General features: G+C 46.1%; 13 protein-coding genes. 10 read left to right on the top strand and 3 right to left on the bottom strand.

Annotated elements, in window-relative coordinates; genetic code table 11:
• Positions 1-21: 21 nt before the first annotated feature.
• Positions 22-2,061: an oligopeptidase A gene (gene prlC / locus Q7V21_RS06825; RefSeq protein ID WP_304916563.1), complete on the bottom strand. Its 2,040-nt coding sequence runs from the start codon at positions 2,059-2,061 to the stop codon at positions 22-24.
• Between the two features lie 139 nt (positions 2,062-2,200).
• Here prlC and Q7V21_RS06820 point away from each other — a divergent pair, with 139 nt between their 5' ends.
• The 10 genes from Q7V21_RS06820 (at position 2,201) to Q7V21_RS06775 (ending at position 12,407) form a co-directional block, all read left to right on the top strand.
• On the top strand, positions 2,201-2,995 hold the full coding sequence (locus Q7V21_RS06820) for a UDP-2,3-diacylglucosamine diphosphatase (protein WP_304916562.1): 795 nt from the start codon (positions 2,201-2,203) through the stop codon (positions 2,993-2,995).
• On the top strand, positions 2,995-4,041 hold the full coding sequence (locus tag Q7V21_RS06815) for a glycosyltransferase family 1 protein (protein ID WP_304916561.1): 1,047 nt from the start codon (positions 2,995-2,997) through the stop codon (positions 4,039-4,041). Before Q7V21_RS06820 ends, Q7V21_RS06815 begins: the two co-directional genes overlap by 1 nt.
• A gap of 127 nt (positions 4,042-4,168) precedes the next feature.
• On the top strand, positions 4,169-4,897 hold the full coding sequence (locus tag Q7V21_RS06810) for a VacJ family lipoprotein (RefSeq protein ID WP_304916560.1): 729 nt from the start codon (positions 4,169-4,171) through the stop codon (positions 4,895-4,897).
• An 82-nt stretch (positions 4,898-4,979) separates the two neighbouring features.
• Entirely contained in the window at positions 4,980-5,966 is a 987-nt protein-coding gene (locus Q7V21_RS06805; RefSeq protein WP_304916559.1) for a calcium/sodium antiporter, read from the top strand.
• Complete coding sequence (locus Q7V21_RS06800) at positions 5,963-6,940, top strand: KpsF/GutQ family sugar-phosphate isomerase (protein ID WP_304916558.1); 978 nt, start codon at positions 5,963-5,965, stop codon at positions 6,938-6,940. Before Q7V21_RS06805 ends, Q7V21_RS06800 begins: the two co-directional genes overlap by 4 nt.
• Before the next feature lie 17 nt (positions 6,941-6,957).
• Complete coding sequence (gene kdsC, locus Q7V21_RS06795; protein ID WP_304916557.1) at positions 6,958-7,479, top strand: 3-deoxy-manno-octulosonate-8-phosphatase KdsC; 522 nt, start codon at positions 6,958-6,960, stop codon at positions 7,477-7,479.
• Positions 7,463-8,032: an LPS export ABC transporter periplasmic protein LptC gene (gene lptC, locus Q7V21_RS06790; protein WP_304916556.1), complete on the top strand. Its 570-nt coding sequence runs from the start codon at positions 7,463-7,465 to the stop codon at positions 8,030-8,032. The genes kdsC and lptC overlap by 17 nt, the downstream gene beginning before the upstream one ends.
• On the top strand, positions 8,013-8,822 hold the full coding sequence (gene lptA / locus Q7V21_RS06785; protein ID WP_304916555.1) for a lipopolysaccharide transport periplasmic protein LptA: 810 nt from the start codon (positions 8,013-8,015) through the stop codon (positions 8,820-8,822). Before lptC ends, lptA begins: the two co-directional genes overlap by 20 nt.
• 14 nt (positions 8,823-8,836) lie before the next feature.
• Positions 8,837-9,562, top strand: coding sequence for an LPS export ABC transporter ATP-binding protein (gene lptB / locus Q7V21_RS06780; RefSeq protein WP_069296094.1), 726 nt, complete (start codon positions 8,837-8,839; stop codon positions 9,560-9,562).
• A 160-nt stretch (positions 9,563-9,722) separates the two neighbouring features.
• A complete protein-coding gene (locus tag Q7V21_RS06775; RefSeq protein ID WP_304916554.1) occupies positions 9,723-12,407 on the top strand; it encodes an ABC transporter substrate-binding protein in 2,685 nt (894 codons plus the stop codon).
• On the opposite strand, the gene Q7V21_RS06770 is transcribed toward Q7V21_RS06775, so the two are convergent.
• Both Q7V21_RS06770 and xseA read right to left on the bottom strand, forming a co-directional pair.
• Positions 12,389-13,228, bottom strand: a complete 840-nt coding sequence (locus tag Q7V21_RS06770) for a peptidoglycan DD-metalloendopeptidase family protein (RefSeq protein ID WP_304916553.1) — start codon at positions 13,226-13,228, stop codon at positions 12,389-12,391. The genes Q7V21_RS06775 and Q7V21_RS06770 overlap by 19 nt on opposite strands.
• Complete coding sequence (gene xseA / locus Q7V21_RS06765; RefSeq protein ID WP_304916552.1) at positions 13,225-14,727, bottom strand: exodeoxyribonuclease VII large subunit; 1,503 nt, start codon at positions 14,725-14,727, stop codon at positions 13,225-13,227. The genes Q7V21_RS06770 and xseA overlap by 4 nt, the downstream gene beginning before the upstream one ends.
• Between the last annotated feature and the right edge of the window lie 99 nt (positions 14,728-14,826).

Below are 14,826 nucleotides of genomic sequence, written 5' to 3'. Positions count from 1 at the left end.
GCCTTTCGGCCCTTTTTTTGTTTATGCGGCAATGCCCGTATGTCGCAATAGCGCATCAATCTGCGGTTCACGGCCACGGAATTCAATAAACAGTTCCATCGGCTCGCGACTGCCGCCCTGCTCCAGAATCGCTTCCAGGAATTCCAGGCCGGTCTGCCGATCAAAAATACCTTTCTCTTCAAATTTGGAGAAGGCATCAGCCGATAATACTTCTGCCCATTTATAGCTGTAATACCCTGCGGCATAACCACCAGCAAAGATATGGGCAAAGCTGTGAGCAAAGCGATTAAATTTAGGCGGTTTTACCACGGTCACTTCATTACGAACTTGTTCAAGGATCTTGTCGACCTGATTCGGCTCATTGGGGTTGAATTCCAGATGCAGACGGAAATCAAATAACGAGAATTCCAGCTGACGTAACATCATCATCGCTGACTGGAAATTACGAGCCGCGATCATTTTGTCGAACAGTTCATCAGGCAGTTTTTCACCCGTCAGGTAATGCCCGGAAATCAAATCCAGTGCTTCACGTTCCCAGCACCAGTTTTCCATAAACTGACTTGGCAGTTCGACCGCATCCCACGCCACACCATTGATACCGGAAACACCAGCATATTCAATTTTGGTCAGCATATGATGCAGACCATGACCAAACTCATGGAATAGCGTGGTCACTTCATCGTGTGTGAACAACGCCGGTTTATCGCCGACAGGTTCTGAGAAATTACAGGTTAAAAAGGCAACCGGAATTTCAATGCCACTAGCCGTGCGACGACGTGCCTTGCATTCATCCATCCATGCGCCGCCACGTTTATGCTGACGGGCATATAAATCGAGATAAAACTGGGCACGCACGCTGCCATCTTCGGCAACAATTTCAAAAAAGCGTACGTCTTTATGCCAGACATCCACATCATGACGTTCACGAATATCCAGACCGTATAAACGATTCACCACAGCAAACAGGCCACTGACTACTTTGTCTTCCGGGAAATACGGTTTGAGTTCTTCCTGTGAAATCGAATAACGCTGCTGGCGTAATTTTTCAGCAAAATAAGTCACATCCCAGGCTTCCAGCTTGCCTTGATCAGCGGTGACTTTGGCAAAGGCACGTAGTTCGGCATATTCATTTTCAGCAATCGGTTTAGAACGCTTGGCCAGATCCTGCAGGAAATCCAGAACCTGTTGCGGTGACTGGGCCATTTTAGTCGCCAGTGAACGCTCTGCATGATTGGCAAAACCCAGCAGATTCGCCAGTTGATGACGCAGATTGAGAATATCCAGCATCACCTGAGTGTTATCCCATTTACCGGCATGCGGGCCTTGATCGGAGGCTTTAGTGGCAAACGCGGTATACATTTCTTCACGCAATTCCCGATTATCGGCATACGACATCACTGGCATATACGATGGGAAATCCAGGGTAAACAACCAGCCTTCCTCACCCTCACGTTTGGCCATTTGCTCAGCCATTTCGATGGTGGATGGTGGTAAACCGGATAATAAAGACTCGTCCGTGATCAGCTTGCGCCAGGCATGAGTCGCATCCAGCAGATTTTCTTCAAACTTGGCGGTGCGTTCAGTCATTTGCTGTGACAGCTTTTTAAATTCATCACGCTTGGCCTGGTCCAACTCAACACCGGATAAACGAAAATCACGCACCGCGTTATCAATGACTTTTTTCTGTGCAGTATCCAGCTTCTGATATTCAGCGCCTTCAGCGATGGCTTTATAAGCTTGATACAGTGTTTCATTCTGGCCCAGCTCGGTAGAAAACTCGCTGAGTTTTGGCAGACAAGCGTTATAGGCCTGACGCAACTCTTCTGAATTGACCACTGAATTCATATGGCTGACCGGCGACCAGACACTGTCAATTAATGCGTCCATATCTTCCATCGGTTGTACCAATGTTTCCCAGGTAGGTTCTGACAGCGTGCTTAAAATAGTGTCGATTTTATTGCGTGCGGTGCTTAACGCATGGTCAATTGCGGGCTCAACATGCTCGGCTTTAATTGCGGAAAATGGCGGTAAACGGTGATTTTCCAATAATGGGTTGCTCATAATAGTGTCCTGATTAAGTTCGGTATCACCCGCAGTCTGGTGCGTGGAGTTTGTGTCATGGTAACGCAACAAAACAGTCATCACACTGCAATATCAAATAGATAAGGTTCGCTCAGAATTTTAAGTGAATGAGTGCCTTATGCAAACACAACTAAGTCACAAGCAAAAGCTGAAAGTTCGCACTGTGTTTATATCGGATATCCATCTTGGCTTCCGAGGTTGCAGTGCCGAGCTCCTCCTTAACTTTTTACACAATGTGGAATGCGAATATCTTTATCTGGTCGGCGATATTATCGACGTCTGGGAAATGAAAAAGCGCATGTACTGGCCTCAGGAACATAATAACGTCGTCCGTACCCTGCTCGGTAAAGCCAAACACAACACCAAAGTGATATTTGTCCCTGGCAATCATGATGAGCTGCTGCGGGATTATGATGGTGCGGTATTTGGCAATGTGCAAATCCATAACGAAATCATCCACACCACGGCAGACAAACGAAAGTTGTTAGTCATTCACGGCGATCAATTTGATAGCGTGGTGAAAATCTCTCCGATGCTGGCGAAAATAGGTAGTCGCCTGTATGAGTTTTTGTTACGCGCCAACCGCTGGGTCAATTATTTCCGTCGTAAGATGGGCTTTACCTACTGGTCGCTGGCGGCGTTTCTTAAACACAAAGTTAAAAACGCAGTGCAATACATCAGCAATTTTGAAGAAGCCGTGGCCCATGAAGCAGCTAAACAGGGCGTTGATGGCGTGGTTTGCGGCCATATTCACCGTGCCGAAATTACCCGCATTCAGGAAATCGACTACTACAATTGCGGTGACTGGGTGGAAAGCTGTACAGCATTAGTTGAGCACCCGAATGGTCAAATGGAAATTATTCCTTGGGCGGAAGTTCTTAATCAGCAAGTTTTAATTGCCAAAGCAGCCTGATGAAACTGGTTATCGTAACGGATGCCTGGGAACCTCAGGTCAACGGAGTCGTGCGTACTTTAGGTAAAACCCGAGACCATCTGTTAGAGATGGGCTATGACGTGATCATGATCACGCCTCTGAATTTTAAAACCATTCCCTGCCCGACTTATCCCTCGATTCGGCTCGCCATACTGCCTTATCGCAAACTTGCCAATATGATGAGCAATCTGCAGGCTGATGCGGTGCATATTGCGACCGAGGGCCCATTAGGCATAGCCGCACGGCGTTGGTGTTTACGGAATAACATTCGTTTTACCACCTCATTTCATACCCAGTTTCCAGAATATTTACGACTGCGGTTACCCATCCCGCTGAGTTGGAGTTACGCCTGGTTACGCCGCTTTCATCGGCCTGCAGCAAGAACTTTAGTGCCTACAATTTCACAGCAACAACGTCTGCAGCAATACGGTTTTCAGGATGTCTATGTATGGGGTCGCGGCGTTGACACCCAGATATTCAAGGCCGATATCGCCATAAAATATGATTTGCCCCACCCGATTTTTATCAACATGGGCCGGGTAGCCGTTGAAAAAAACATCGAAGCTTTTCTGGATTTACAGTTACCGGGCAGCAAAGTAGTGATTGGTGATGGCCCGGATTTGGAAATGCTGCAAAAACGTTACCCCATGGTGCTGTTTACCGGTGCCAAATATGCTGAGGAACTTGCAGCGTATTTATCTGGTGGAGATGTCTTTGTGTTTCCCAGCCAGACCGATACGTTTGGATTGGTCATTTTGGAAGCAATGGCCTGTAGTTTACCCGTAGCGGCATTTCCGGTGACCGGTCCAAAAGATATTGTCATTAATGGCCAGACAGGAGAGCTAGACTGGGATCTGCAGCGAGCTGCGTTGAATGCGCTGAATCTGCAAAAATCGGATTGCATTGCTTTTGCCAGAGAAAATAGCTGGCAGAAATGCAGTGAAGTTTTCGCCGATTATATGTACAACAACAATGCTTTAAACGTGGTAAAAACGGCGCAAAAGCTCACTCCAAAAGTTGAATAGTTCTCAATCGCATGTTGCAAAATGACAACAGCGTCATACTTTTAAGGTTCTCGTACAACAGACTACTTGATTAGCTTAGAACTGCCGTGAGATTATTCCTCGTATATACGTATAAGGAATACCGCAAATGTTCAAAGCAATTGGTTTTTTCAGAATCAGCCTGATCGGCATGGTTGTTCTGTTTACAGGATGTGCCACGACTCAAAATCAAGACGAACGCGATCCATTCGAGAGCTATAACCGCGCCATGTATAAATTCAACGATACCGTTGATCGTGCCGTTTTGAAACCGGTAGCAAAAGGTTATGATGCCGTGGTTCCGGATGCTATCAGTTGGGGTGTCAGCAACTTTTTCAGTAACCTGAATGATATTACTGTTGCAATCAATAGCTTATTGCAAGGTAAATTCAGTCAAGCCGCTGATGATACTGGACGTTTTCTGTTAAACAGTACCGTTGGTGTTGCTGGTATTTTTGATGTCGCTGGTCATGCCGGTAACAAAAAACGCAATGAAGATTTCGGTCAGACATTAGGGGTCTGGGGTGTAGAGCCTGGCGCCTACGTCGTATTGCCAATTTTTGGACCACGTACCGTGCGTGATTCATTTGGTTTAGTCGGCGATATGTTTACCGATCCAGTCATGTATGTTGAAGGTCCCGGAGCACGGAATGCTTTAGCAGGAACCCGTCTGGTTGATACCCGCGCCAATCTGCTGAAAACACAACGTGTATTGAGCGAAGCGACAGACGATGAATATGCATACGTTCGCAACGCTTATCTGCAACGTCGTCAGTATCTGGTTTACGATGGTAATCCACCAGACGATGATGATTTTGATCTGTTTGATGACGAGTAATCCGTCATCCCAATCGTTATAATAAAAGAGCCGGATTTATTCCGGCTCTTTTTATTTTCAAGCTTCCACCATCGGTAGATAAATGACTTCACTCTTATTTACATTGGCAATTATCAGCGGCTTTGTGCTGCTTATTTGGGGGGCAGATAAATTTATTGATGGCGCGGCAGGTATTGCATCGAACCTGGGTGTTGCCCCGCTGATAGTGGGGTTAACCATTGTTGGTTTTGGTACCTCGGCTCCGGAAATGGTGGTATCTGCACTCGCCGCTTTTGAAGGTTCTCCCGCCTTAGGTATAGGCAATGCAATTGGTTCAAATATCACCAATATCGGACTGGTGTTGGGGATCACAATTGTCATCGCTCCATTGCTGGTTCACTCAGTTACGTTAAGACGCGAATTCCCTGTGTTAGTGTTCATCATGTTCCTTGCCCTGCTGTTATTACTGTGGGATATGGAGCTGGATCGTATAGATGGCATTATTCTGTTTTCAGGCTTTATCCTGACACTGGGAGGCATGGCCTGGCTAGCAGTTAAAAGTGCACAAGATGACCCGCTGAAAATTGAATTCACCCAGGAATTCGCGCAGCCTAAATTACCGCTGAAAAAATCCATCATCGTTTTTTTGGTAGGTCTAGTTACTGTGTTAGCGGGTTCAAAACTATTAGTTTGGGGAGCCACGGGTGTTGCCCAGTTATTGGGTATAAGTGATCTGGTGATAGGTTTAACGGTTGTCGCCATTGGTACCAGCCTGCCTGAATTAGCTGCCTGTATTTCTGCCGCATTAAAAAATGAACACGATATTGCGGTGGGCAATATTCTGGGCTCGAATATTTTTAATCTGCTGGCGGTGCTGGCGATGCCGGGACTGATTCAGCCATCCAAAGTGGATACACTACTGCTAACACGCGATTTTAGCTTTATGATTGGGCTGACCATCGTGCTGTATTTGTTTGCACGTTTTTGTTTGAAAGGCCGACTGGGACGCCCGATTGGTCTATTACTGCTCATGGTTTACGCAGGCTATATAAGTTTGCTGACCTATCAAGGTATGCATAACGGTATATGAAGATTGATGCGGAAAAATTAAAAAAACTGGCGCTGGCGGTCATTGATACTGAACTGGAAGCCGTGATGTTGTTGCGGGATCGGATCGATGATGATTTTGTTCGTGCCTGCGAGTATCTGCTGCAATGTCAGGGACGAATCGTGGTGATTGGCATGGGCAAATCCGGCCATATCGGCAGTAAAATTGCGGCCACCTTAGCCAGTACTGGCAGTCCGGCATTTTTTGTTCATCCCGGTGAAGCCAGTCATGGTGATTTGGGCATGATCACCGATAAGGACGTGGTATTGGCATTGTCAAACTCCGGTGAAACCACTGAGATCCTGACGATTTTGCCTTTGATTAAACGTCTGGGTGTGCCGTTAATTACCATGAGCGGCCGGATGGACTCGACACTTTCTTCATGTGCGGATGCGGTGATTAATGTCAGTGTATTTAAAGAAGCCTGTCCACTTGGTTTAGCGCCGACATCGAGTACGACGGTCGCCTTGGTGATGGGCGATGCTTTGGCGATTGCTTTATTGGAAACCCGTGGTTTTACCGCTGAGGATTTTGCCCTTTCCCATCCGGGTGGCAATCTAGGTCGACGTTTATTACTGCGAGTCAGTGACATCATGCATATTGGTGCCGCGATTCCTCAGGTCAATGAACAGGCTTTATTACGTGATGCCTTGATTGAAATGTCCAATAAAAGTCTGGGCATGACGGCGGTGGTCGATAATGAAGGTAAATTAACCGGGATCTTCACCGATGGTGATTTGCGTCGCGTGCTGGCGCAGGAAGTGAATATTCTGACCGCACCACTGAAAGATCATATGACCCGTCATTGCAAAACTGGCCGGGCAGAGATGCTGGCCGCCGAAGCATTGCAGATGATGCAACAATACAAAATCAATGGTCTGTTGATTACAGACAAAGATAATAACCTCACTGGCGCACTGAATATGCACGACTTATTGCGTGCCGGTGTCGTCTGATTTCCAGGAAAACAAAGATGCAAGATATAACGGCTCGCGCCAAACAAATTAAGCTGGTGATTTTTGATGTCGATGGTGTACTGACTGATGGCAGTATTATCATCGGCGATGATGGCGAAGAATATAAAGCCTTTCACTCGCGTGATGGTCATGGCATGAAACTGCTGCAATATACCGGTGTCGATATTGCTATCATTACCGGCCGCACCTCCAGAGTGGTGGAACATCGTATGCAAAGCCTCGGAATCAATCTTGTCTATCAAGGACAAAAAGTAAAACTACCGGCTTTTGAAGAACTGCTGAAAACCCTCAAATTGAAACCTGAGCAATGTGCTTATGTTGGCGATGACTGGGTGGATTTATCGATTATGAGCAGAGTTGGACTGGCGATTGCAGTGCAAGATGCTGATGCGGTGGTGAAAAAACACGCGCACTGGATCACACCTTCCAGAGGTGGAAAAGGTGCGGCTCGTGATGTATGTGAATTAATTATGGAAGGACAGGGCACCCTGCAGGACCAAATTGAACGCCATTTTTAATATACCCAGCTATCTCAAAATTGGTTTACTGCTATTGGCAGTGATCAGTTTGTGGATGCTATTTACCCGACCAGAACCGCCTAAACCAGAGGCAGCAGTGCAATACAGCATTGATTTTGGTATGACAGATTTCAAACTCACCGTAATGGACATTAACGGTAAACCGTCTCGTATCATCACCGGAGATACTCTGTATCACTATCCGGAAAATGATCGTACTGAAATTTTCAACCCGAATACCTTGTTTATTGCCCAGGAAAACAATGATTGGATCATTGAGTCGGACCATGCTGAAACGCAAGGTGAAGGCGAAAACATTCTTCTCACCGGCAATGTTATTATTACCAACAAAGATCAACCGGAAATACAGTTATTAACTGAGGTTTTGAATCTGGATACCGTTCATAATACGGCCTATACCGATCAGCCGGTGACCATGAAATCGCCGCATGGCGATACCCATTCCGTCGGGTTTCATGCGGCTTTACAAGAAGAAACTATCAATCTGCACTCTAGGGTGAGAGGACAATACAATGCGCCACCTGTTAATTAATCTGCTTTGGGTTCTGACAGCAATCCCGTCGATTGCCCTCGCTTTGCCCAGCGATCGTGAGCAACCCATCAATATCGAAGCAGATCATGCGCAGCTGGACGATCAGTCTGGCGTCACCCAATACAAAGGTAAGGCGATATTAACTCAGGGTACTTTACGCATTGAAGGTGATGTCATTACCTTCTTTTATGACGAAAACCGTGAACTGGAAAAAGCCATTGCTGAAGGCAATCTGGCGACCTACGAACAGGTTCACAAAGAAGGTGATAAACCGGTCAAGGCCAAAGCGTTACAGATGGAATATCACGCCCGTACGCAACGGATTTACTTAGTTGGTCAAGGTTATGTCTGGCAATCCGGCGATGAGTTTCGCGGTAATCATATCGAATATGATATTGATAAAAACATTGTTATAGCCAACTCCAGACCCGTTACTGTCGATGGCCAACAACAAACCAGTGGCCGGGTTCACATCACCATTCAGCCTCCAGGCCAACGTGAAAAAAATAACGCTAAACCAGCAAGACCTGCTGTTCAAACGCCACAACCATTGACCGAGGCTCCTGAACAGCAATCAGAGATGAGTTATCCCACAGCGATTACTCAGACAACATTAAATGTTAGAACCGGTCCCGGTACTCAATATGAACGTATTGGTGCTTTCTTAGAAAACACCGAAGTAATTGTGTTAACGCGTCAGCCAGAATGGATTCAAGTACGTGGTATGAGCGGCGATAAAGCAATTATTGGCTGGGTTAGTGCGCGATATCTGCAAATGAATCCTGAATAAATCACGGAATTTAAATGAGTCAGCTTTCTGCAAGGTCGCTCGCCAAGCAATATGGCGATAGGCTGGTTGTTAAAAATATTTCCCTGGAAGTAAACAGCGGTGAAATTGTTGGTTTGCTCGGCCCCAATGGGGCTGGTAAAACCACCAGTTTTTATATGATCGTTGGCTTAATTCCGGTTGATCACGGCAGTATTTTTCTCGATCAACGAGAACTTACCCACGAACCTATCCATAAACGAGCTCAATTAGGTATTGGTTATCTGCCTCAGGAAGCCTCGGTGTTTCGTAAGCTGTCGGTTGAAGATAACCTTTACGCCATTATCGAAACCAGAAAAGATCTTAGCCTTGATGCTAAACAGCAGTTACTTGAAAGATTGCTGGAAGAATTTCACATCAGTCATATCCGCAAATCATTAGGCATGGCGCTATCCGGTGGTGAAAGACGCCGGGTGGAAATCGCCAGAGCCCTGGCCATGGATCCACAATTTATTTTGCTGGATGAACCTTTTGCCGGTGTTGATCCAATTTCCGTTCTGGATATACAAGGTATTATCAAAGCGCTTGCTGCACGGGGTATCGGTATTTTAATTACCGACCATAATGTCCGCGAAACACTGAGCGTTTGTGAAAGAGCCTACATCTTTAATGAAGGTGAAGTGATTTCCAAAGGAACGCCTGATGAAATCCTCCAGGATAAGCGTGTACTTAGCGTTTATCTGGGACGGGACTTCCGCTTGTAAACTCACTAGAGTCTGTTGATGTCGCCTTGTTGGACGAAATGTGCCTCCAGCAGTGGTGGCTCTGAAAGGTAAACAGAACCTACCAATTTCCACAATAAGTTTCTGGTCATTCCACAGATCAGTAGGGTAAGATGAATTGAACTCTGTTTGAGTACTTTTTATGTATCGATTGATCGGCCTTGTCCTATTGGTATTTGCCAACATAGTGCTGGCAAATGATGCAAATCAGAAGCTAACTCCCGTTTCAATCAAACTTCACTGGCAGCATCAATTTCAATTTGCCGGTATCTATGCCGCATTAGAAAAAGGTTTTTATCAGGAAGCCGGGCTCGCCGTTAACATTCTCAATGGCCAGAAAGCTCCGTTTAACGAAGTTGAAAACGGTGATGTTGACTTTGGTATTTCCGGTGCGGGGCTAGTGGTAGAAAGACTAAAAGGCCGTCCGTTTGTCGCTCTAGCAGCAATCTTTCAAAGCAGTCCTTATACTTGGCTGGTCCAGGCCGATTCAGATATAAACCATCCTAACGACTTCATCGGCAAAACCGTGACTCGGCAATCTTATGCCGATGATTTATCGGCTATGCTGCTGAGATTTAATATTCATCCCTACCAACTCAACATTGTGGACCCTACTCCAGACGACATTGACAATCTGATTGCTGGCAAAGTGGATGCGCTTACTGCTTATATTTCCAATGAACCCTTCTGGATGAGAGAGAAAGGCGTAAATTACCGCACTCTGTCACCACATGAATTCAATATCAATTTCTATAGCGATATTATTTTTACTTCCGAACAGTACTTGAAACGTCAGCCGCAAATCGTTGATGCCTTCAGAGATGCCACCATACGTGGCTGGCAATACGCGCTGGAGCAGCCTCATGAAATGATTGAGGTGATTGAAAAAAACTATAACAGTCAAAATAAATCACGGTCACATCTGGAATTTGAAGCGGAAAAACTCAGCGAACTCAGTTTATATCCAACCGTCTCACTAGGCCATATGACGCTCGAGCGCTGGCAAAGGATTGCTGAGCATTATCAACAATTAGGTTTAATTAAGGATGCTCAACGGCTGGAGGGGTTTATCTATGACCCCACTCCCAGCTTATCCATATGGCTGAGATGGCTGCTATTTTCCTTAATCCTGCTTGCAGCTCTAACCGCTGTGGGTTATTTCATCAAACGGCATCATACCAAGGTATTAAGTCAACAGATCGCCTTGCAAACTGCCGCCCTGGCAGCTGAGCTGGAAAAAGGCAAACTACTGGAGGATAAAGCTAAACGCGAAAGTGAACGTTTACAAACTTTGCTGAATCATACAATGGAAGGGGTTATCACTATTGATGAAACCGGCATTATTCAAAATTTTAATGTCGCCTCAGTTCGTTTGTTCGGTTATCAACCCGAAGAAATCATCGGTCAGAATATTACCCGGCTGATGCCTGCTCAACATCGCCAACATCATGAAGCTGGCATGTCGCGTTTTCTCAGCACAGAGCAATCCAAAATAATTGGTCAACCCATTCAGTTGGAAGCCTTGCATAAAAGCGGTCAAATCATTCCTATTGAATTGACCTTAAGTGCCTTTAAATGGGAAGGTCATTATTTCTTTACCGGTATTGCCCGTGATATATCCTTGCAAAAAGCCGAGCATCTGGCGCTGATTGCAGCCAAAGAAGAAGCCGAAAAAGCCAACCAGGCCAAATCCGAATTTCTGTCAGCTATGAGTCATGAACTTCGTACACCATTAAATGCCGTTTTAGGATTTGCTCATTTATTACAGAGCGATAAGATGGCTCCCCTCAACGAAACTCAGCAGGATAGTCTGAAGTTAATCATTCAAAGCGGGGAGCATCTGCTCAAGCTGATTAATGACGTATTGGAGCTGGCAAAAATTGAGACCGGTACCGTCGAAGTATCCATTGAACCGGTAGATGTCAATATTGCTATTAAATATTGTTTACCGATGCTGCAAAATCTGGCTACACGGTATAAGGTCGACATCATAACTGATGAACTACCCGCTCATCTGGTACTTGCTGACTTAACCAAACTCAAGCAAATATTGATTAATCTGGTCAGTAATGCCATCAAATATAACCGACCTGGTGGTGAGGTCATTATCAGCGGTGAGATTATCCATAATCATAATCGCCTGCGAATAACCGTCAAAGATACCGGTATCGGGATTCCGCAGGATAAACAAGCCTATCTGTTTACGGCATTTGATCGATTGGGACAAGAAAACTCAGGAATCGAAGGTACTGGTGTGGGCCTCATCGTAACCCAACGGCTTATCAAAGCCATGAATGGTCACATTGGCTTTGAAAGTGCCGAAAACATAGGCAGTCGATTCTGGGTTGAATTACCCATAACCACCCAGACACTTCACCACACAAGTCTGAGTCAGCAATCCTCTACTGTTGATGCTGAAAACCCGTTTAAATCTCATACCGGCGCGGTGGTTCTGCATATCGAAGATAATCCGGCCAATATCAAACTGATGGAAGCTTTTTTTGACCGCTTGCCGCAATATCAATTACATGTCTGCAAAACGGCTGAAGCCGGATTGAAGTGGTTGGAAAACAATATACCGGAAGTAATCCTGATGGATATTAATCTTCCAGGGATAAGTGGCTTACAGGCTACCGAACAAATCATCGCCAATCCAAAGATCCGCCATATCCCGGTGATAGCCGTAACCGCTGCCGCTATGCCATATGATCTACAACAGGCAGAAGGTTTGTTTACCGCTTATCTCACCAAACCGGTCAATTTTAGTCTGCTAACAGAATTATTAAATCAGTATGCCGTACCAGCAGATCAGTCTAAAGACGGATAACCCTGACGCTTGGGAAAGAATAATAAAGGTTCAACCCGGGCATCATTCAAACTGACTCCCAGATGCAGATGTGGCCCAGTCACCCGGCCTGTTGCACCGACCGTACCAATAATGTCCCTTTGTTTAACCTGTTGGCCAACTTTGACATCAATCCGATCCAGATGACAAAACATGGTCACCAGACCCTGACCATGATCAATCATTACCGTATTACCATTAAAAAAGTAATCGCCGGTATCGGTCACAACACCATCTGCTGGCGCCATAATTTTTGTACCAGTGGGTGCCGCAATATCGATTCCACTATGGGGATTACGTTCTTCGCCATTAAATACCCGGCGGCGGCCAAATAAACCACTGACCCGACCTTCAATCGGCCAGACAAAATTAAAGGGTACGTCATCACTCACCCGCCAATTGCGTAAGGCTTTGTTAATTTTGGCCGTTTCGGCTTCTATGCGAACCATATCTTCAGCATAAGGATTTACTTTGCGATCATCGGGAACATTCACATGCTGAGTGGGGTAAGATTTATGTTTAACCTCAAACAAAATACTGCTCAACGCACCTTGGTCATCCACCAGCACTTTATGGTTACCCGGCTTGGCTGCCAGGGGAATGCCAACCACAGCCTGCCATTGTGAATCCTGTTTTACCACCAACACCTGTTGTTGTTCGTAGGTGACTTTAGGTGCAACGTTTCCGCCAATTTCCAACGGCAGAATGATTACGCCACCAGGTACCGGAAATTGTTGTGGTAATGCCCAGACAGACGAACACAGCAATAACAGAATGGGCCAACAGATAAAATTTAATTTCATTTTTTCTCGCGTACTTCGCAGTTCAATTGGCCTTCAAATAAACGGATTTGCAGTGATTGGCCAACTTCCACATCTTCTGATCGGTAAATAACATTGCCGGACTCAGCATCACTGGTGATGCTGTAGCCACGCTCCAGCGTATTTAAAGGGCTGACGACTGATAAGGTACGCATTAGCTGAGCAAGCTGTTGTTTATGGTCATTTAGCTGTATCTGTGTCAGCCGATTGATCTGTGTGGAAAGTGCTGCAACAAACTGTTGCTGCTGCTTCAACCGGGAGACAGGTAACAGTCGCTGCAAGCGAGCATTCAGATTCTGACTTTGTTGTCTGAACTGTTGCTGTTGTAAAGCAAATGCTTTTTCAAATCGCTGCGTCAAATCCTTTAAGCGGGTTTGCCGCCAGCTGATCCGCAGTTGGGGATGCGGTAATCTTGCAGCAAGATAATCCAGTTGCTGCTGCTTGCTTTGCAGGCGTCGCTGAAAGCTGTAATCCAATTGCAACTGCAGGCGTTTCAGATGTTGTTGCTGAAGTTTCAGCTGTTGCTGAGGTCTCGGTAAGCGTTGTGATAAATAACGAATATGTCGCTGTTCATTAAACAACTTTTGTTGAATGCGACTGCCCAGTTTTTGCAATAGATTATGTAGATTCAGTGCCAGTTGTCGGGCTTCTGGCACCGCAATTTCAGCCGCTGCCGACGGTGTTGGCGCTCTGACATCGGCAACAAAATCGGCAATGGTAAAATCAATTTCATGGCCTACGGCGCTGATGGTCGGTATTTGACAGGCAAATAAGGCTCTGGCGACCAATTCATCGTTGAAACTCCACAGATCTTCCAGCGAACCACCACCGCGCCCGACAATCAGCAAATCACATTCCTGGCGCTGATCAGCGGTTTGAATAGCCGCGGCAATCTGCCGTGGAGCTGTCTCCCCCTGCACAGCCACCGGATACAAAATCACTTTGATGGCCGGGAAACGACGTCTTAAGACATGCAAAATATCGTGTACTGCCGCCCCATCCGGTGAAGACACAATACCGATGGTTTGTGGCAAAGTCGGAAGCGGTTTTTTATGTGCCGTATCAAATAAGCCTTCCTGACCCAGTCGGGCTTTTAAGGCTTCGTAGGCGCGTTGCAATGCGCCACTACCCGCCTCTTCCATATGCTCAACAACCAGCTGGAATTCACCACGACCTTCATACAATGTGACTTTGACACGCAGTAATACCTGCATGCCGTTTTCCGGGGTAAAGCGTAATTGTTGATTGCGACCACGAAACATGGCACAGCGCACTTGCGCAGCTGAGTCTTTCAATGTGAAGTAAATGTGCCCGGAAGCTGGCATCGCTAAATTGGAGATTTCCCCTTCGACCCACAATAGTGGAAACGAACCATCCAGCATGAGCCGGACTTCTCTGACCAATCGCGAAACCGGATATACATCCTTGACAGCACGGGCAGCGAGTTTACCTTGCGAATCCGATGTCATAAGTGATGCCATAAACCACTAAGTTCCTGATATAATTTGTCGATCATATTACAGTAAATTCGGGAACCCGCCTCATGAGAATTGCGCAAGAAGCCCTGACATTTGATGACG

This window comes from Methylophaga sp. (assembly GCF_030651745.1).
Note: the sequence above shows the minus strand (reverse complement) of the source record. Positions and strands in the feature narration are given on the sequence as shown.